Below are 18,209 nucleotides of genomic sequence, written 5' to 3'. Positions count from 1 at the left end.
CCCTCTCTGCGGCTCCGGGCGGTCACTTCCAACGCCCTTCGCCTGCCCTGGATCTCTGCTTGCACCACATCGATCCCACCGTGCCCTGAGCCGTACCGCCAGCCGGGCGCGGCAGGCAGACGAACGCGTCGGGACAACCCTGCCCCTCCGGAGGCCGAAACGCACCGGGTGAAAGGTGAAGGAAATGGCCGGACCGCGCCTAGACGAAGCCCTCAGTGGTGTGGCACAGCAGCAGGCACACGTCGTCGTCGCGTTCGGAGTCGACGAGCAGGGGATCGAGGATGCGGTCGGCGGAGCCGTCCAGATCCCGTTCGAGTTCGCCGGGCCGGAAACCGCCGAGCGACGTCGCCAGGCGCGCTATGCCCGGATCGATCCCCGCCGCACGGCGCTCGACCAGCCCGTCCGTGTAGAGGGCCAGCGTCGACCCGGGTGGAAGGTCCACGGTGTGGTCGTCGATCCGCTGGTGCAGCGGGATGCCCAGCATGGCGCCGGGTTTGGCGTCCAGGGTGTGCACCTGCCCGTCGGGGGTGCGCAGCAGCGGCGGCGGGTGTCCTGCGGCGGCCCAGGTGAGGGTGGGCCGCCCGGGCTGGAAACGGGCGATGACGGCGGTGGCGTACAGGTCGGGCTGGAGATGGTGTAGGAAGGTGTGCAGCCGGGTCAGCAGGGTGCCGGGGCTGCCGCCGTCCACCGCGTACGCCCGCAGCGCGGTGCGCAGTTGGCTCATCATCACGGCCGCGTGCAGTCCGTGCCCGGTGACGTCCCCTATGACGGCGATCAGGGAGCCGTCGGGCTGGGGGAAGGCGTCGTACCAGTCGCCGCCGATGTTCAGCCCGTGGGTGGCGGGCAGATAGCGGGCGGCCAGGTTCAGGCCGGGTGTGGCGGGCAGGTCCGTGAGCAGGGCCCGCTGGAGCGTCTCGGCGATGTCGCGGTTGCGCTCGAAGCGCCGGGCGTTGTCGATCGCGATGCTGGCGCGCCGGGCGAACTCGATGAGCATGACCGCGTCGTCCGGCTCCCAGCGGTCGCCGGGCGGTGTCAGGGTCAGCACGCCCAGCGGCGCCCGCCGGGTCGGCAACGGCAGGCACAGCAGGGGCCGTTCGGGGTCGAGGGCCGAGGGCGGCTGGTCGTCGACGCCCGGCAGGTGCCCCGGCTCGCGGGCGGCGTACTGGGGCCGCCCGGTGCGGGCCGCGAGGACCGCGACGGCGGGGCGGGGCCCCGGAGGGTGCCGGTCGTCGTCGCCGTCGAAGAGCCAGACCTCGACGCTGCGGGCGTACTCCGGCACGAGCAGCTGCGGAAGGCGGCGCACGACCTCGTCGTGGTTGAGGGAGGAGGCCAGCGCGGCGCTGGCGTCGGCCAGGAAGGTCAGTCGCCGGCGGGCGCTCTCGGCCTCCTGGCGGGCCCTGCGCTCGGCGGCGAAGGCCTTCTGCTGGGCCTGCCCGGCGGCGTCGAGCTCCGCGTGCAGAGCCAGCACACCCTGGTTGGTCTGGTGCAGTTCCTCCCGGTGGAAGGCGACCAGTTGCTCCTGCTCGGTGAGCTTGTCGAGCAACAGTGCCGTGTCCTCGTCGGCGCCCATCAGGGATTCGGCCAGATCCGCCGGGGACCCGGCCGCGGCCACGTCGTCGGCGACCGGCTGCGCGGCGCAGGGGACGGCCGTCCGCCACGGCGGATGCTCGGCGGGATCCGAGGAGGTGAGCGTGACGTGCAGCCGCGCCTGCTCGGCGCGGGCGGCGCCGACGTGCAGGGTGAGCCGCCAGGAGCCGCCTTTGGCCAGGCACTGCCGCAGCCGCGCGCTGAGCGCCGTCGTCAGACGGGTGCGTTCGAGCGGCGTCAGGCCGTACGCCGAGGCCAGGCGAGCGGTGGCGATACGGGCCCGGGCCGCGTCGGTGACGGTGTCGATCCGCCAGGTGCGCTTCATCGGCCCTCCCGCGGTGCCGGTGACAGGACGGCCACGGTGGTGTCGTCACGGGGCGGCCGGGCGGCGCTTCCGCTGTCGCGGAGGATGACCGCGGCCATGACGGCCGGGTCGGCCGACAGCAAGTCCGGCGCGGACGGCGGCGTGCGCCGGCCGGGGAGACCGTCGCTGTGCAGGAGCAGCACCCGGTCCCCGCCCCAGCGCCGTAGCTGGTCGGTGAGGGTCCGGGGCCGGTGGACGCCGACGATGCCGGGGCGGGACAGCAGGCAGTGCCAGGCGCCGTCCTCCCACAGCCACGCGCTCGCGTTCCCGAGCCCGGCGAAGCGGAGTGTCCCGGCGGCGGTGTCGACCTGGGCGACGGCCACGGCCGCGCCCCGGGTGCCGCGCAGGGCGGTGTCCAGCCGGCCCAGCGACTCCGCCGGAGGCAGGTGGGCCGACTGCCGCAGCGCCTCGACCGCCGCGGTGGAGGCGTGGGCGGCCTGGGGGCCGTGCCCGAGGCCGTCGGCGAGCATCAGCGTCACTCGGTCACCGGATCCGACCGATGTCCAGGCGTCGCCGGAGTACGCGGCCCCGGCGTAGGGGAGGTTCACCCCACCGGCCCGCATCCCGCACGCCGTAGGCGCGGCGGCGGCTGCGCCGGTACCGACGCGGGCCAGCGCCACCGTGCCCCGGCCGGGCGTGCTGTGCACGGCGAAGGCATCGGCGAGGCGCCGGCAGGTGCCCAGCCCCGCGCCCAGCGAACGGGCCGTCGTGAAGCCGTCGTCGAGGGCGGCCGGAACGTCGGCGATGCCGGGGCCGTGGTCCAGTGCCGAGATCTGGACGAACCGGGTCCGGTCGCCGCCCTCCACCGGTGCCGGGGGAGGGACGACGTCGATGAGCAGGCGTCCTCCGTCGGCGTGCTTGAGCAGGTTGGTGGCCAGCTCGGTGGCCACCAGTGCGGCGGCCGCCGTCCGGCCTTCGTCGAGTCCGGCCGCGACCGCGGCCTCCTCCACGGCGAGCCGGGCGTCGCGCAGCCGGGTGGAGTCGTGGACCGGAACGTCCCACACGCGTGGCATCACAGCCCTCCGTAGGGACGGGGCGGAGGAGTGACCCAGCAGACGACCGTGACCTTCGTGCCCGAGCCGGGTGTGCTGTCGACGGCGAACTCGTGCACCAGGCGCCGCGCGCCGCCCAGCCCCATGCCCAGTCCGCCGCCGGAGGTGTAGCCGTCGGTCAGCGCCCGGTCCAGGTCGGTGATGCCGGGCCCTTCGTCGGAGAAGACCAGCCGGAGGCCGTGCGCCTGTCCGCGCGTGACCGCCGCCGATTCCATGCGGCCGCCCCCGCCGTGCACGAGCGTGTTGCGGGCCAGTTCGCTGGCGGCGGTGACCAGCTTGGTCTGCGCCACCAGACCGAAGCCGAGCTGAGCGGCGGCCTGTCGTACATGCTGGCGCACCCAGGCCAGATCCATCTCCGACTGGATCGGCAGGCTCGCCTCGACGGCCGTGGAAGAGGGCATCAACCGTGCTCCTGGGACAACCTGCCGCGGCCGGCCGCCGGGTCGTGGTGCGTCAGCAGTTCCATGGCGGCCTCCGTGGTGAGGGCCGTGCGCAGCCCCGGCAGGGTCAGGCCCAGCTCCACCAGGGTGATCGCGACCGCCGGCCGCATGCCCGCCACCACCGTCCGGGCGGCCAGCAGCGAGGCGTTGGCCGCGATCTCGGCCAGCACCCGGCCGAGGAAGGAGTCGACGATCTCCACGCCGGAGATGTCGATCACCACTCCGGTCACGCCGCTGTTGGCGACGGCCTCGCAGATGTCCTGCTGGAGCTGCTGCGCGTCGCTGTCGTGCAGGTCGCCCTGGAGGGTGACCAGGAGGATCTCGCCCAGGCGGAGCACCGGCACATGGCTCGTGACGCCGTGCTGGAGTCGGTCGGTCATCGCGCCCCCGCACTGCCGGACGCCGGTGCGACGATGCCCACGCCCAGCTCGTGCAGCGCGTACGCCAGCGCGTCGGCGAGGCTGGCCCGGGTGACCACCGTGCCGAGATCCAGACCGAGATGGACGATGGTCTGGGCGATCGCCGGGCGGATGCCCGACACCACGCACTCCGCACCCATCAGACGGGCCGCCGCCACCGTCTTCATCAGGTGCTGGGCCACCAGCGAGTCCACCGTCGGCACACCGGTGATGTCGAGGATGGCGAACCGCGCGTGCTGGTCGACGATGGCCTCCAGCAGGGTCTCCATCACCACCTGGCTGCGCGCGCTGTCGAGCGTCCCGATCAGGGGGACGGCCACGACGCCGTCCCACAGCCTGATCACCGGGGTCGCCACCTCCAGGAGCTGGAGCTGCTGCCGCTCGATGAGCGCCTGCCCCTCGGACAGCGCCGTGTCCAGGACGACGAGGCGCAGCGTCCCCATCAGAACGGTCAGCGCGGTCGCGTACTCCCGGACCTCGTCGGCCGGCAGGTCCGCGCACTCCTCGACGAGCAGACCCGCCACGGGTGGACGCAAGGCCTCCACCTCGCCCGACACCTGCGCCATGGAGGCCCCGGCACGCGAACGCGCGGCGGCCATGCGCGCCAGTTGCTCGCGTACGTCGATGAAGCCGGTGGCGTCCGCGTCGTGCACGCGCTCCGACTCGGCCACCCGGGCCAGGGCTTCGGCGACCGCCCTGGCAGCCTCCACGGCCTCGTCCCGCGAGACCGTGAACACGCTGCGGAACAGGGGTTCGTCGGCCCAGCGCTGGGCGATGCGCTCGCTGTGGCGGTACAGGAACCCCGCGACCTGCCGAGCCGACGTTCCCTGACTTACCGCCGCTTGGTGTTCCGGCACCTGCTCTCTCCTCTTCCGAGTCGTCCGCGTTGCGTGGACCGGGGCGGCCGCTCGGGCGGCCGGGGCGACGCAAACCATTGCCGGGCGACAACTGTAACGAGCGTGTCTCGTCGCAGAAGCCCGGGTCTCACCTGCCCATCGGCTGCTTTCCGAACCAGTCCAGACAGACCACGAGTGCGTCGTCGTCCGGTTCCGGTCGGCCGCGATGGCCGCCGAGCTCCCGCAGGATCGCGGCCGGCACATCGGCCGCCGGCAGCAGCCGCGTGGCCGTGAGGGCCCGGGCCAGGGCGCGTTCCCCGTACTGCTCGCCACCGGGCGCCGTGACCGCGTGGACCCCGTCGCTGACGAACAGCAGGCGGTCGCCCGGCCGCAGCCGCACCTCCTGTGCCGTGTAGTCGGTCTCCTCGAACATGCCGAGCGGGAGCTGGGGTTCGAGCCGGACGGGCGTCACCGCGCCGTCCCGCAGGCGCAGCATCCGCGGCGATCCCGCGTCGACCACCTGGAGGCGGCCCGACGACAGCTCGAGATCCACCAGCAGGACGGACAGGTGCGCCTGGCCCCGGTACTGGGCGTACACCGCCTGGTCGGCCAGGGCCGCCTGGTCGGCGATGGGGATGCCGGCCCGTCGCGCGTTGCGCAGGGCGTTGATCCCGAGGCCGGTCAGCAGCGAGGCGTCGATGCCCTCGCCCATGCCGTCGGTGACGTACAGCAGCAGCCGGTCCGCCGACACCGACCAGTCGAAGTTGTCGCCGAAGGTCGCGTAGGCGGGCTCCAATTGGGCGCCGAGGGCATACTCCGGTCCGGCCGAGGACCGGGCCGGGAGCAGCTGCCACTGCATCTCCGCGGCGAGCGTGAGCCGGCCCGTGCGCCGGGCCAACTCGTAGAAGTCGGTGTCGCGTTCGGCCGCCGGCACCTCGTGCCCCAGCATCCGGGCCAGCTCGGTCAGCTCCGTCAGGTCGTCCTCGGGGCGCGCGCCGGGCGGCAGTGTCACGCGGAGCACGCCCAGCCGGTCGCCGCGCGCGGTCACGGGCAGGTGCAGCCACGTCCGGCCGTCGTCGTCGCGCATCACGAAGGGCTGCTGCGCCCCGAACGCCCGTCCCGCCGCGCTGCCGTGCACGGGCACCGCCTGCGCGGGGTCCGCGGGCGCGGAGACGGGCTGCAGCACTGTCAGCCCGTAGTCCACCATCAGGAACTCGGCGTTCTCGGCGCCGTAGTGACCGCACAGCACGTCACGGACGGTCGCCGCCAGTCGGTATGGAGCCGCGGTGCGCAGGGCGCGCCCGGCGGCCACGAGTCTGTTCACGTCGTCGGTCGTGCCGTTCCGTGCGAGGGCGCGCCGCCGCGTGCGGACGGCCGCGACGAAGCCACCCGGTCCGTCCGGACCGCGTCCGGTCCCGTGCGCCGCGCACCCGGGCGGGCTGACAGTGACGGGCAAGCCTGAGAAGGTGTGCGGGTGACGATCTCGCACCCGCGCCCGGAGCCCCAGGAGGTGGCGCGTGTGACCTCCGAGGCGGCCGAACTGCTGGAGGTCCTGTGGGGCCGGGCCTCGACAGCACCGGTCTCCGCCTCCCAGCTGCGTGTCCTGTTCATCCTCGAGCACAACGAAGGCATCAATCTGCGGACGCTCGCGGACGCGCTGGGCTCGACGCCGCCGTCGACGAGCCGGCTGTGCGACCGGCTGCAGGCCGTGGGGTTCGTCGAGCGCAGGGCGGCGACCGCCAGCCGGCGGGAGCTGGAGCTGTACCTCAGCCGCCGCGGCCGTGCCTTTCTGGCCGGTCTGCGCGGGCGCCGCGAAAGCGCGCTGCAGTCCGTCCTCGAACAGATGCCGACCGCCCAGCGGTCCGCCCTGCTGAAGGGGCTGGAGGCCTTCTGCACCGCCGCGGCGACGCAGATCCACGACGACGGCGAGTCCGCCGCCGTCACCGCCTGACCCCGTCTCATCCCGATCTCTCCCGCCCACGTGCGAGCTCACTCTGTTGCCTGCGTCAACAGTTGTCAAACAGCAACGACTCTCAGGACTGCGGCTGGTCGACCAGGGCAAGGGCCTCCTCCGTGCTCTCCGACACCGGCACCGTGAGGCTGACTCCGGTGAGGTCGAGAATCCGCCGCACGGCGGGGGTCGGCGAGATGATGTGCACACTGCCGGGCAGCACACGGGCCTCCTGGTAGACGCGCAGGATGATGTTCATCCCGGAGGAGTCCATGAACGGCACCTCCGCGAGATCGAGCAGGAAGTGCCGGCGGCCGTGATGCAGCTGGTTGGCGAGATGGTGCTGGAACTCGGTCGCGGTGTCGGCGTCCAAGTAGCCCTGCACCGTGATCAGGGCCACATCCTCACGGGGCAGGCTGACCTCGACGGACAGGGGATTCTGGGCAACGGACACGTCTACCTCCAACAACAGCGCTTAACGGCGAGCGGTGTGCACCGCGGAACCGCGGTTACCCCTGAATGCCCACGTCATGCCTCGCAACCTCACGAAGATGCTCATGAGCGGTTCGACGCGCGGCTCCGTGCGTGACACGGTGGAGGTGCCCAGAAGCCGTATGCGACGGCTACCACCCCCGTGGAGAGGGGGCCCGAAACAATGGGCACTCGTATCGCACTGAGCCCCGGCGGTCGCGCCGCGACCCTGACCGTGGACTCCGACATCGACGACCGCGCGCGGCCCGGCATCGAGAGCGCCGCGGCCCGGTTGCCGCTCACTGTCCGGCATCTCACACTCGACCTCGCCCGCGTCGACTTCGTGGACTCCTCGCTGCTCCACGTCCTGCGGACCGTCGACCTGTCCGTCACCGGACGCGGCGGGCTGCTGCGGGTCCGCGGCCTGCGGCCCCAGCCGTCCAGGCTGCTCGCCCTGGCCGCCGACATGTGGCCCGAGGCCCGCTGGGAGGCCTACGCGGCCGCCGCCGGGTCGAACTGACTCCGCGCCCGGACACCGCCGGCCGGTCCCGCGTCCCCTTCCGGGTGGTTTGCCCATGGCCCCTTGCCGTTACGGTGTCACTCGGGGGAGAGTTGTCGGAAGGAAACAGTCCTCGTCCCGGAAGGCGGTGGGCGCGCCACCGCGTGCCTTGTTTGTGGACACATCCCAGCACGCTCTCGCAGGCCCGCGCGAAGCCCCTTCGGCCGAGACCTGGGGCGCCGCGCCCTATCCCGTACTCGTCGCCGACCCCCAGGGCGGTGTCGTCGGCCTGAATCCGGCCGCCGCCGAACTGCTGCCGGCGGCCGCGGTCGGCACACGCCTCGCGGACGTCGCGCCGGCCTGGATCGCCGGCGCCCACGAGCGGCTCACCCCCGGCCGGCCCGCCCCGGACGACGCGGCCGGCTCGGCCGCGCACGGCTGTCTCGGCGACCGCGTGTTCCAGGGCCGTCCCACCCGCACGGACGACGGCAACGTGGCGTGGTGGCTGGTCGACGACACCGACCGGCGCAAGGCCGAGGTCAGCCTCGACGAGGAGCGCCGGCGCACCGCCTTCCTGGCCGCCGCCTCCAGCGCGCTGCTGGCCTCACTGAACCTTGAACGGTGCATGGAGGTCACCGCCTCCCTCGCCGCCGAGCACCTCGCGGACGCGGCCGTCGTGGTCGCCCCGGCCAGGGGCGGCCGGATCCCCGTCACCCACTGCGGCACCGACGGCCGGATCGTCCACCGCCTGGTGGATGCCGAACCGACCGGCGTCCCAGGGCTCGGCGAAGCCCTCCGCGGCTTCCCCCCGGTGCCCTCGCGCTGGATCGACCCGGCCGGCATCCCCGCCTGGCTGGTGCCCGAGGACCTGCCCGGCGTCGGCTCGGCCGTGGTCACCCCGCTGCCGGGACACGGAGTGCCGGCCGGCGCGCTGATACTGCTGCGCACGGGAGACCGGCGGGCCTTCTCGGAGAGCGAGGAGATCTTCGCCCGGCTGTTCGCGGCCCGGGCCGGAGCGGCGATGTCGGCGGCCCGCATGTACGCGGAGCAGGCGGCCATCACCTCCACCCTGATGCGCGACCTGCTGCCGCCCACGCTGAGGGCGGTGCACGGCGTCGAGTACGCGGGGGCCTACCGGCCGTCCGCGGAGAGCGACCGCGTGGGCGGCGACTTCTACGACGTCCACCCCGGTACGGACGCCGACCGGGAGACCATGGTCGCGCTCGGCGACGTGTGCGGAAAGGGCCTGGAAGCCGCCGTACTGACCGGGAAGATCCGCAACACGCTGCAGGCCCTGCTGCCGCTCGCCGGCGACCACCAGCGGCTGCTGGAACTGCTCAACGGCGCCCTGATCAACTCCCACCACACCCGGTTCGCCACCCTGCTGCTGGCCTCGGTGCGGCGTGTCGAGCGGACGGTGCACCTGCGGGTCACCAGCGGCGGCCACCCGCCGCCGCTGGTCGTGCGCGCAGACGGCCGGGTGGAGCGTGTGGAGACGCGCGGCTCACTGGTCGGGGTCTTCTGGAACATCACCTCGACCACCGCCCACGTCGAACTCGCCCCGGGCGAGACGTGCCTGATGTTCACCGACGGCGTCACCGAGGCCCGCGGCGGCCCGCTCGGCGATGAGATGTTCGGCCACGACCGGGTCGAGGACGCGCTCGCCCACTGCGCCGGCATGCCCGCCGAGGCCGTCGTGGACCATGTGCGGATGCTGGCCGAGCAGTGGGTCGGCCGCGGCCGGCACGACGACATGGCCCTGGTGGCCGTGACCGCCCCGCGCCACGCCCATCTGAGCGCGGTGGACGGCCACACCCGGGGAAGGTACACGGCATGACCGTTCACCACGCCACGCGTCCCGACCTCGACACCGTCCGCGACAGACTCTGGACGGCGGTGCGGGCCGGTGACGAGTACCGGGCCTGCGCCACCGTCCTCGACGCCGTCGGCTCCGGCCTCGATGCCGAAACGGTGCTGCTGGACGTGATAGGCGCCGTCCAGCTGCGCGTCGGTACGGAATGGGCGGCGAACCGGCTCACCGTGGCCGAGGAGCACGCCGCCACGGCCATCCATGAACGGGTGGTGGCCGCCCTCGCCCACCACCCCGAGCACCGCGGTACCGCACCGACCCGGGCGCGGGTCACCGTGGCCTGCGTGGACGGGGAGTGGCACGCGCTGCCGGCCAGGCTGCTGGCCGAAGTCCTGCGCCGGCGCGGCTGGCAGGTCGACTTCCTCGGCGCGCAGGTGCCCACCCCCCACCTCATCGCCCATCTGCACCAGACGGGTTCCCGCGTCGTCGCCCTGTCCGCCACGCTCTCCCCGCACCTGCCCACGGCCCACGCGGCGATCACCGCCTGCCAGGCGGTCGGGGTGCCGGTCGTCGCGGGCGGCGCGGCCTTCGGGCCCGACGGGCGCCATGCCCGCGCCCTGGGCGCCGACGCCTGGGCGGCGCACGCCCGCGAGGCCGCCGAAGTCCTCGACCGGGGGCTCACCCGGCCGGACCTGCTGGCCGTCCGGCAGACCGTGGACGACCTGCCCCACCTGACCGACCAGGAGTACACCATGGTGGTCGGCACCCGGCGGGAGCTGCTCAAGGAGACCCTCGTAGGGCTGGAGGACCGCTTCCCGCCGATGCGCGCCTACAGCGAACGGCAGCGGCAGCGCACGGCCGAGGACATCGGCCACATCCTCGACCACCTCGCGGCGGCCCTGTACGTGGCCGACGAGGACCTCTTCCGCGACTTCATCGCCTGGACCGCCGACGTGCTGACGGCCCGTGACGTGCCCGCCCGGTCACTGGACCCGGCGCTCGAACTCCTCGCGCAACGGCTCCAGGACTTCCCTCGCGCGACGCGCACTCTCGAGTCGGCACGGGAAACACTCGCCACACATTCGCCGGAACCGAGGAAGCCAGGAGACGGACAGCACGTATGACGAACCCTCACCCACCGCTGTTCGGCCTCCAGGTCGACCATGATCCGGACGGCGCGGTGGTGCGCGTCGAAGGCGACCTCGACTACGAGACCCATCGTGAACTCGTGGACGCGGTCACGCCGTTGCTCACCACCGGCGACTCGGCTCGGCACGGGAGCGCCGACCTGGTGCGCCTGAACTTCGCCGGCCTGCACTGCCTCGACTCCTCCGGCCTGTCCGCCCTTCTGCTGCTCAGGCGCCGTGCCGACGAGGCGGGCGTCCGGCTCGTCCTCGAGGAGCGCCCCGTCGCCCTGGAGCGCGTCCTTGTGATGACCGGCACGCTCGGCCATCTCACCGCCCCCGAGCAGGCCTCCGGCGGCCAGGGACGGCCGGGGACGGGCTGAGCGGGGCGGCCGCGGAAAAGTCGTACCGAATGTGATCGGGAGAGCCGGGTAACTGCTGCTGAGAAGCAAGCGGCGGCGACTCGTCACCGATTCTGGAAGGAGCAGCGTGACCATGGATCCGGCATGCCCGGAGAGCGTCGGCCCCTACGAGGGGCCCGCGCCGACAGACTCCCTCACCTCCTGAGCCGGAGGTGAACCGTATGTCCGACGATCAGAGACCTGCCGTCGTCCAGCACCGCGTACGAGAGGGAGAACAGGACGTCACCGTGGTGAGCGTGCACGGGGATGTCGACATCGACAGCGCTCCGCGGCTCGCGGAGGCGCTGAGCGACGCGAACCGGGCCGCGTCCGCGCGCACCGTCGTCGACCTCTCGGCCACCGAGTTCGCCGATTCCGCCATCCTGCACGTGCTGCTGGAGGCACAGCAGGCCCACCTGGCGGGCGGCAGGCCGCTGGTGGTGGCGGGACCGTTGAACGAAAGCATCGAAAGGCTGTTTGAAGTGACAGGCACCGCGAGGTTCTTCGTCCTCGCTCCGGACGTCCGGTCGGCTGTGGAGATGCCCTGGGCAGTGACGGAGCGGTGAGCCGGCCCGACCAGACGGCCGAGGAGAACGGCGGCATGCCCCGCGGGACACTGGCCGCACCGCACGTGACGACCGCGGCCGAGGCGCGTGAGTACGCCCGGTCCGTGGTGCGGCACGGGTGGGACACGGCATCGCGGACGGCGCGCGAAGAGGATGTCGTCGACCTGCTCCTCGTCGTGTCCGAGCTGGTCACCAACGCCATCCGGCACGGTGACGGGCTGGCGGCCTTCGAGGTCGCCCTCACCCCCGGCGGCGTCCGGCTCGCGGTGCACGACAACAGCGACGACATCCCGGACGTCGCCTACGGTTCCGGGGCGCTGCCGGTGGGCCATCACGGGCACGGCTACGGCTGGCCGCTCATCATCCGCCTGGCGCGTGAGATCGGCATCGACCGGCGCGGCGGTGGAGGCAAGACGATCAGCGTCCTGGTGCCCCTGCGCGCCACGCCGTGACCGCCCTCACCAGGGCAGGAAGACGTGAATGTCCTTCCCCGCGTCGTTGGTGACGACGCTGACCTGGCTGCACAGCGCGTGCACCAGATGCCAGCCGACCCCGCCGCTTCCGTCCCGGTGGAACGGACGCGGGGCCGGAGGGGTGCTGCTCGTGTCGTGAACGACGAGATGCACCCCGTCGAAGGTCGGGCGCAACCGGATCTCGATGGGGCCGGGAGCGTACTGGACCGCGTTCGCCGTGAGTTCCGTGACGACCAGCAGTATGTCGTCCCAGTGCTCCGGCGCGGTCGGTGGTGTGACCTGGGCGAGATCGTCGAGGAACTGCTCCGCGTCGAGACGGGCGTCCGTCACATTGTGGAGCTCGCCCGGGTAGCGTGCGACCCGCTCCGGCATGTTGCCGGAGACCGGACTTCCGTGCCAACGGTGATCGGTTGCCATCTCGCCTTCCCGCTCGGCGGTCACGTCACAGCCCCGCCCCTGTGTCCCTGTCGTTTCCTGGTTCCCGAGTGCGCGAGGGCTACGCGTACCGAAACCGGCGGGTCGTGACGAACACCGTACGTCACAGCCGCTCATCGGAACACGTCGTCGGACTCGTCCCAGCTCGACAGCTCGTCCGGCACGGTCTGCCGCGCCGTTCGCGAGCGGGCCTGGTACATGGCGTCGATCTCGAACGCGTAATGCCGCACGATGGCATCCCGGCGCAGCTTCATGGACGGGGTCATCAGTCCGTTGGCCATGTCGAACTGGTCCGGCAGCACCCGGAAGACCCGGATCGACTCCGAGCGCGAGACGGCGCTGTTGGCGGCGGCCACGGCCCGGCCGATCTCCTCCCGCAGCGCGTTCTCCTCACGGGCCTGGTGGCTCGGCATGTCGCTCTGCAGCGACAGAGAGCCGCGCCAGTACGCCAGGAACTTCGGGTCCAGGGTGATCAGCGCCCCCACGCAGGGCCGGTTGTCGCCGACGACGACGGCCTGGTGGATCAGCGGATGCATCCTCAGCCGCTGCTCCAGAGCGGCCGGCGCGACGTTCTTGCCACTGCTGGTGACGATGATGTCCTTCTTGCGGCCGGTGATCGTCAGGTAACCCTCCGAGTCGAGCCGCCCGAGGTCGCCGGTGGCCAGCCAGCCGCCGCGCAGCACGGACCGGGTTGCCGCCTCGGCGTTGATGTAGCCCTGGAACACCGACGGCCCGCGCACCAGGATCTCGCCGTCGTCGGCGACGATGATGTCGGTGCCCGGCACGGCCTGGCCGACGGTCCCCGACATCTCCCGGCCCAGCGGCTGCGCGGTGACGCCGCCGGCCGCCTCCGTGAGGCCGTACCCGTCGTTGACGTAGATGCCGATGCCCTCGTAGAAGAGGGAGAGCTCGCGGCTGAGGGAGGAACCGCCGGAGGTGGCCCGCTGCACCCGGCCGCCGAGGGCGGCGCGCAGCTTGCGGTACACCGTCCGCTCGAACAGGGCGTGCTGCAGCCGCAGGTCGAACCCGGGACCGGAACCGCCGCCCAGCCGCTGCCGCTCCAGCGCCGCGGCGAAGTCCCGGGCCGTGTCCGCGGCTCGCTCGAACAGCGCCCCGCGCCCCGCCTCCTGGGCGGCGCGCAGGAAGTTCTTGTAGATCTTCTCCAGCAGGGAGGGGACGGCGCACAGATACGAGGGCCGGAAGGTGCGCAGGGACGCGGCCAGGGCCTCCTCGCTCATGTCCGGCTCGTGCGCCATCAGCATCCCGCCGCGCACGCACAGGGTCTGCACCAGCAGGCCGTAGACGTGGGAGAAGGGCAGGAAGGCCAGCACCGACGCCTGCCGCTCGCCCGGGGGGACCACGGTGTGGCCCCAGCCGGTCAGCAGCGTGTCGCAGGCGCTCGCCAGGTTCCGGTGGCTCAGGGCGCAGCCCAGGGCCCGGCCCGTGGTGCCGGAGGTGTAGCTGATGGCCGCCGTGGAGTCCGGCAGCACGATGCGCCGCAGCGACTCGACGGTGGCCAGCGGGATGAGCCGCCCCCGCGCGACGAGGTCGTCCATGGCTCCGGCGTCCAGCTGCCAGACGTGACGCAGCCGCGGCAGCGCACCGCACACCGAGCCGACGGTCATCACCGCCTGCTCGTCCTCGACCACGACGGCCACGCAGCCGGCGTCCCTGAGGACCCATTCCACCTGCTCGCGCGAGGACGTCGGATACAACGGCACGACCTCGGCGCCCACCGTCCACAGGGCGTGACTGAGCACCGTCCACTCGTAACGGGTCCGTGCCATGATCGCGACGCGGTGGCCCGGTGAGATCCCGGACGCCACCAGCCCCTTGGCCAGATCCACGACCTCGTCGCGCACCTCCACGGCGCTCACCTCCTCCCACGTGGGGGAGGCGGGGTCGGCCCGGCGGGCGAGAAGCGGAAGGGTGGGGTCGAGGGCCGCCGTGTCGAAGATGCTGTCGGCCAGCCCGCCGGTCAGGGGGGAAACGGTGAGGGGAGCGAGGGCGACGTCGCGCATGCGCTGCTCCTGAGCTGTACGGAGGGTGACCATGCCGACGGGTTCCGTTGTCGGCGGTGCTCGAATCTAGCTCAGGTGCGTGCGGATGGTGACCGGAACGTGCGAAGTTGCGGACCCGTGATGATCTGGTGGCGATCTGGGGACTCGGCGGGCATGAGCTTCGTCAATCCCGATCCGGAACCCGAACGCACCACAGGCCTGGAGCCGGGCGGGGGAGTGCCGCCCGGTGAGACCCCGCCCGCGGAGAGCAGCATGCCCGAGGCGGGGCCCCGCGAGACGCACAACCCGACCAAGGGCTGGGCGAAGGGACCCCTGACGCTGATCATCGGTCTCGTCGTGCTGGTCGCCGCGTTCTTCCTCGTGTACGCGCTGGTCCTGATCTTCTGAGCACGCCGCGCGGTCTCACTCCTGGGTGAGGCGCGCGCAGGTGGTCACGACCTCGCGCAGACTCCCGGTCCGCTCCAGCAGCTCGCGCTGGATCCGCGCGCCGGTCCCGCCGTCCAGGAGCGTGTCGCACGCCGCGCGCGCCCGCTCCAGGTCACCGTTCTCCCCGAGCGCCTCCTCGACGTGCTGCAACAGCCCCGCCACCACGGTCTCGGCGGGCAGCCGGCGCATCGTCGAGGGATGCAGCAGTTCCTCCCCCAGGCCGGAGCGCGCGGCCCGCCAGGCCGCCAGCCGCATCAGGCTCACACTGTGGTCCATCGGTGCTCGACCGGCCCGCCACTCCCGTGCGGCCGTCTCCACCAGTCCTCGCGCCAGCATGGCGATCAGTACGGCCGTCTCCGCCCGCAGGCAGACGTCCGCCACCCGGATCTCCACCGTCGGATAGCGCTGGGAGAGCCGGGCGTCGAAGTAGACCATGCCCTCGTCGAGGATCACCCCGCTCGAGACCATGTCCGCCACTCGCCGGTGGTAGCGCTCGGCGGAGCCGAACACCTCCGTCGGCCCGGCCGACGGCCAGCGCGACCACACCCGGCTGCGGTAGCTGGCGTAGCACGAGTCCTGGCCCTGCCAGAACGGCGAGTTGGAGCTCAGCGCCGCCAGCACCGACAGCCAGGGCCGGATCCGGTCCAGGACCGCGACGCCCTCCTCGTCGGACTCGACCGCCACATGGACGTGACAGCCCAGCACCAGCTGCTCCTGTACCGCGATGCCGTACTGCTCCGCCATCCACTGGTAGCGGCCGCTCCGCCCGACGGACGGGCTGACGGGCAGAGGCGAGGAGGCCAGCGCCGCCACCGTGCACCCGATCTCCCCGGCGTGCCGGGCCGCCTCCCGGCGGCACCGGACGATCTCGTCGCCGAGGTCCTTCATGTCGGCCTGCGGATGCGTGGCGAACTCCAGCATCTGGCCGTACAGCTCCTTCTCGAACACGCCCTCGTCCGTGCCGCTGTGCTCGGCACGGGCGAGGACGGCGCCGGACAGCGCCTTGGGCTCACCCGTCTCCGGGTCCACCAGGAGGAGTTCCTCCTCCACTCCGACAGTGCGCACCTGAGCCGCCTCCGGGACTTCGCGGGGTCTACGACGTCCCCGGGTACCCCCTGACGGTCACGCCAAGGGGGCCAGCCAGACCGTCGCCAGCGGCGGCAGGGTCAGGGTGATCCTTCCGTTCTCCGGCTTGAGGTCGTCGGCGTTCGTGACATCACCGCCGCCGTAGCACGCGGCGTCGGTGTTGAGGACCTCCCGCCACACGGGCACCTCGTCGGGGACGCCGAGTGTGTAGTCGTGCCGGACCACCGGCGAGAAGTTGGACACGGCCAGCAGAGGGCTGCCGTCGGCGTCGAACCGCAGGAACGCGAAGACGTTGTCCTCGGCCGCGTCCCCCAGCACCCACCGGAAACCCGCCGGATCGGTGTCCCGCTGCCACAGCGCCGGCGTGCGCCGGTAGAGACGGTTGAGGTCGCGGACCAGGTCCCGCACCCCGCGGTGGTCGCCCTCGGCGCAGTAGTCGGCGTCGAGCAGCCACCACTCGGGCCCGTGCGCCTCCGACCACTCCGCTCCCTGCGCGAACTCCTGCCCCATGAAGAGGAGTTGCTTGCCCGGGTGGGCCCACATGAAGCCCAGGTAGGCGCGGTGGTTGGCGCGTCGCTGCCACCAGTCGCCGGGCATCTTCGACACCAGGGCCTGCTTGCCGTGCACGACCTCGTCGTGCGAGATGGGCAGCACGTAGTTCTCGCTGTAGGCGTACACCATCGAGAACGTCATCTCGTTGTGGTGGTATTTGCGATGCACCGGCTCTTTGCTCATGTACTGCAGCGAGTCGTGCATCCAGCCCATGTTCCACTTCAGGCCGAACCCCAGACCGCCGCTGTCGGTCGGCCGTGTCACGCCGTCCCAGGCGGTCGACTCCTCCGCGATGGTCACGACCCCGGGGTTGCGCCGGTACACGGTGGCGTTCATCTCCCGCAGGAAGTCCGCCGCCGCCAGATCCTCCCGCCCGCCGAAGACGTTCGGCTCCCATTGGCCGGAGTCCCGCGAGTAGTCGAGGTAGAGCATGGAGGCCACGGCGTCCACGCGCAGACCGTCGACGTGGAACTCCTCGCACCAGTACGTCGCGTTCGCGACCAGGAAGTTGCGCACCTCGGTGCGCGCGTAGTCGAACTCGTACGTCCCCCAGTCCGGGTGCTCGGCCCGTCGCGCGTCCCCGGGCTCGTACAGGGGGTCGCCGTCGAAGCGCGCCAACGCCCAGTCGTCCTTGGGGAAGTGGGCCGGCACCCAGTCCACGATCACGCCGATGCCGGCCCGGTGCAGGGCGTCCACCAGATACTTGAAGTCGTCGGGCGTGCCCAGCCGAGAGGTCGGGGCGTAGAACCCGGTGACCTGGTAGCCCCAGGAACCGGCGAACGGGTGCTGGGCGACGGGCATGAACTCGACGTGCGTGAAGCCGAGGTCCTTGACGTACGACGGCAGCTCCTCCGCCAGCTGACGGTAGGTCAAGCCCGGCCGCCAGGAGGGGAGGTGGACCTCGTACACCGAGAAGGGCGCCTCGTGCACCGGGACGTCACCGCGGTGCGCCATCCACTTCGCGTCACCCCACTTGTGATGGGAGGCGTGCACGATCGACGCCGTGTCCGGCGGCACCTCCGCACAGCGCGCCATCGGATCGGCCTTGAGGAAGCGGTGGCCGTGACGGGAGGTGATCTCGAACTTGTAGCGCGCGCCCTCACCGATGCCGGGCACGAACAGCTCCCAGACGCCCGAGGAGCCCAGTGAGCGCATCGGCAGGGCCGTGCCGTCCCAGCAGGTGAAGTCACCGGCGACACGCACGCCTTGGGCGTTGGGGGCCCACACCGTGAACCTGGTGCCGGCCACGCCCTCGTGGGTCATCGGCTCGGCGCCGAGCGCCTTCCAGAGCTGCTCGTGCCGCCCCTCGGCGATCAGATGCAGGTCCAGTTCGCCGAGGGCGGGCAGGAAACGGTATGGATCGGCCGTCTGGTGCTCGCCGTCCTCATAGGCCACCGCCAGCTTGTACTTGCGCGGGATCGACTTCAGCGGGAGCACGCCGGAGAACAGACCGTCGCCCTCCGACGTCAGCCGGTGGCGCTTCCTGCCGATCACGACGCTCACCGCGCGGGCGTAGGGCCGCAGGGTCCGGAACGCGATGCCGCCGGGGACCGGATGGGCGCCGAGCAGCGCGTGCGGATCGTGGTGGCGGCCGGACAGCAGCCGCTCACGGTCGCCGTCGTCCATCGGCGGGGCGGCCCCGGACAGGGCAGGGCCGGAGGGCTCGGGAAGCGAGGTCTCGCGCAGAGCCATGGGG

At 72.3% G+C, this 18,209-nt stretch carries 19 protein-coding genes; 8 read left to right on the top strand and 11 right to left on the bottom strand.

Features of this window, described 5'->3' with window-relative positions:
• Nucleotides 1-199: 199 nt before the first annotated feature.
• The 6 genes from LN251_RS31235 to LN251_RS31210 form a co-directional block, all read right to left on the bottom strand.
• The gene (locus LN251_RS31235; protein WP_458247509.1) at nt 200-1,912 is read right to left on the bottom strand and encodes a PP2C family protein-serine/threonine phosphatase; all 1,713 of its coding nucleotides are present in this window, start codon (nt 1,910-1,912) and stop codon (nt 200-202) included.
• The gene (locus LN251_RS31230) at nt 1,909-2,964 is read right to left on the bottom strand and encodes a SpoIIE family protein phosphatase (RefSeq protein ID WP_458247508.1); all 1,056 of its coding nucleotides are present in this window, start codon (nt 2,962-2,964) and stop codon (nt 1,909-1,911) included. The genes LN251_RS31235 and LN251_RS31230 overlap by 4 nt, the downstream gene beginning before the upstream one ends.
• Nucleotides 2,964-3,404 (bottom strand): anti-sigma regulatory factor, encoded by a 441-nt coding sequence (locus LN251_RS31225; protein ID WP_458247507.1) that lies wholly within the window; start codon nt 3,402-3,404, stop codon nt 2,964-2,966. The genes LN251_RS31230 and LN251_RS31225 overlap by 1 nt, the downstream gene beginning before the upstream one ends.
• Nucleotides 3,404-3,823 carry an STAS domain-containing protein gene (locus tag LN251_RS31220; protein WP_458247506.1) on the bottom strand — a complete coding sequence of 140 codons (420 nt, stop codon included), beginning with the start codon at nt 3,821-3,823 and terminating at the stop codon, nt 3,404-3,406. Before LN251_RS31220 ends, LN251_RS31225 begins: the two co-directional genes overlap by 1 nt.
• On the bottom strand, nt 3,820-4,719 hold the full coding sequence (locus tag LN251_RS31215) for an STAS domain-containing protein (protein ID WP_458247505.1): 900 nt from the start codon (nt 4,717-4,719) through the stop codon (nt 3,820-3,822). The genes LN251_RS31220 and LN251_RS31215 overlap by 4 nt, the downstream gene beginning before the upstream one ends.
• Nucleotides 4,720-4,846: 127 nt before the next feature.
• Nucleotides 4,847-6,022: a PP2C family protein-serine/threonine phosphatase gene (locus tag LN251_RS31210; RefSeq protein ID WP_458247504.1), complete on the bottom strand. Its 1,176-nt coding sequence runs from the start codon at nt 6,020-6,022 to the stop codon at nt 4,847-4,849.
• A gap of 144 nt (nt 6,023-6,166) precedes the next feature.
• On the opposite strand from LN251_RS31210, the gene LN251_RS31205 reads away from it, so the two are divergent.
• Nucleotides 6,167-6,649, top strand: coding sequence for a MarR family winged helix-turn-helix transcriptional regulator (locus LN251_RS31205; protein ID WP_458247503.1), 483 nt, complete (start codon nt 6,167-6,169; stop codon nt 6,647-6,649).
• Nucleotides 6,650-6,731: 82 nt separating this feature from the next.
• Here LN251_RS31205 and LN251_RS31200 read toward each other — a convergent pair whose 3' ends face one another.
• On the bottom strand, nt 6,732-7,103 hold the full coding sequence (locus LN251_RS31200) for an STAS domain-containing protein (RefSeq protein WP_058927346.1): 372 nt from the start codon (nt 7,101-7,103) through the stop codon (nt 6,732-6,734).
• Nucleotides 7,104-7,304: 201 nt separating this feature from the next.
• Between LN251_RS31200 and LN251_RS31195 the strand changes: the two genes are divergently transcribed.
• From LN251_RS31195 to LN251_RS31170, 6 genes are all read left to right on the top strand, one after another.
• Nucleotides 7,305-7,640: an STAS domain-containing protein gene (locus LN251_RS31195; protein ID WP_458247502.1), complete on the top strand. Its 336-nt coding sequence runs from the start codon at nt 7,305-7,307 to the stop codon at nt 7,638-7,640.
• A 55-nt stretch (nt 7,641-7,695) separates the two neighbouring features.
• On the top strand, nt 7,696-9,456 hold the full coding sequence (locus LN251_RS31190; protein ID WP_458247501.1) for a PP2C family protein-serine/threonine phosphatase: 1,761 nt from the start codon (nt 7,696-7,698) through the stop codon (nt 9,454-9,456).
• Nucleotides 9,453-10,553: a cobalamin B12-binding domain-containing protein gene (locus LN251_RS31185; protein ID WP_458247500.1), complete on the top strand. Its 1,101-nt coding sequence runs from the start codon at nt 9,453-9,455 to the stop codon at nt 10,551-10,553. The genes LN251_RS31190 and LN251_RS31185 overlap by 4 nt, the downstream gene beginning before the upstream one ends.
• Nucleotides 10,550-10,936 (top strand): STAS domain-containing protein, encoded by a 387-nt coding sequence (locus LN251_RS31180; RefSeq protein WP_458247499.1) that lies wholly within the window; start codon nt 10,550-10,552, stop codon nt 10,934-10,936. The genes LN251_RS31185 and LN251_RS31180 overlap by 4 nt, the downstream gene beginning before the upstream one ends.
• Before the next feature lie 200 nt (nt 10,937-11,136).
• Nucleotides 11,137-11,520: an STAS domain-containing protein gene (locus LN251_RS31175; protein WP_458247498.1), complete on the top strand. Its 384-nt coding sequence runs from the start codon at nt 11,137-11,139 to the stop codon at nt 11,518-11,520.
• Nucleotides 11,517-11,972 carry an ATP-binding protein gene (locus LN251_RS31170; protein ID WP_458247497.1) on the top strand — a complete coding sequence of 152 codons (456 nt, stop codon included), beginning with the start codon at nt 11,517-11,519 and terminating at the stop codon, nt 11,970-11,972. The genes LN251_RS31175 and LN251_RS31170 overlap by 4 nt, the downstream gene beginning before the upstream one ends.
• Nucleotides 11,973-11,978: 6 nt before the next feature.
• Here the strand turns inward: LN251_RS31170 and LN251_RS31165 are convergent, their stop codons facing one another.
• Entirely contained in the window at nt 11,979-12,410 is a 432-nt protein-coding gene (locus LN251_RS31165) for an ATP-binding protein (protein WP_142148757.1), read from the bottom strand.
• A gap of 131 nt (nt 12,411-12,541) precedes the next feature.
• Nucleotides 12,542-14,449 carry an AMP-dependent synthetase/ligase gene (locus LN251_RS31160; RefSeq protein ID WP_458247496.1) on the bottom strand — a complete coding sequence of 636 codons (1,908 nt, stop codon included), beginning with the start codon at nt 14,447-14,449 and terminating at the stop codon, nt 12,542-12,544.
• A 153-nt stretch (nt 14,450-14,602) separates the two neighbouring features.
• On the opposite strand from LN251_RS31160, the gene LN251_RS31155 reads away from it, so the two are divergent.
• Entirely contained in the window at nt 14,603-14,836 is a 234-nt protein-coding gene (locus LN251_RS31155) for a DUF6480 family protein (RefSeq protein WP_458247495.1), read from the top strand.
• Nucleotides 14,837-14,851: 15 nt separating this feature from the next.
• On the opposite strand, the gene LN251_RS31150 is transcribed toward LN251_RS31155, so the two are convergent.
• Nucleotides 14,852-15,940 carry a glutamate--cysteine ligase 2 gene (locus LN251_RS31150; RefSeq protein ID WP_458247494.1) on the bottom strand — a complete coding sequence of 363 codons (1,089 nt, stop codon included), beginning with the start codon at nt 15,938-15,940 and terminating at the stop codon, nt 14,852-14,854.
• A 57-nt stretch (nt 15,941-15,997) separates the two neighbouring features.
• The gene (glgB, locus tag LN251_RS31145; RefSeq protein ID WP_458247493.1) at nt 15,998-18,205 is read right to left on the bottom strand and encodes a 1,4-alpha-glucan branching enzyme; all 2,208 of its coding nucleotides are present in this window, start codon (nt 18,203-18,205) and stop codon (nt 15,998-16,000) included.
• Between the last annotated feature and the right edge of the window lie 4 nt (nt 18,206-18,209).

Source organism: Streptomyces sp. MAI_2237 (genome assembly GCF_054189285.1).
The sequence above is the reverse complement of the archived record's forward strand: the minus strand, read 5'-3'. Positions and strand labels throughout refer to the sequence as shown.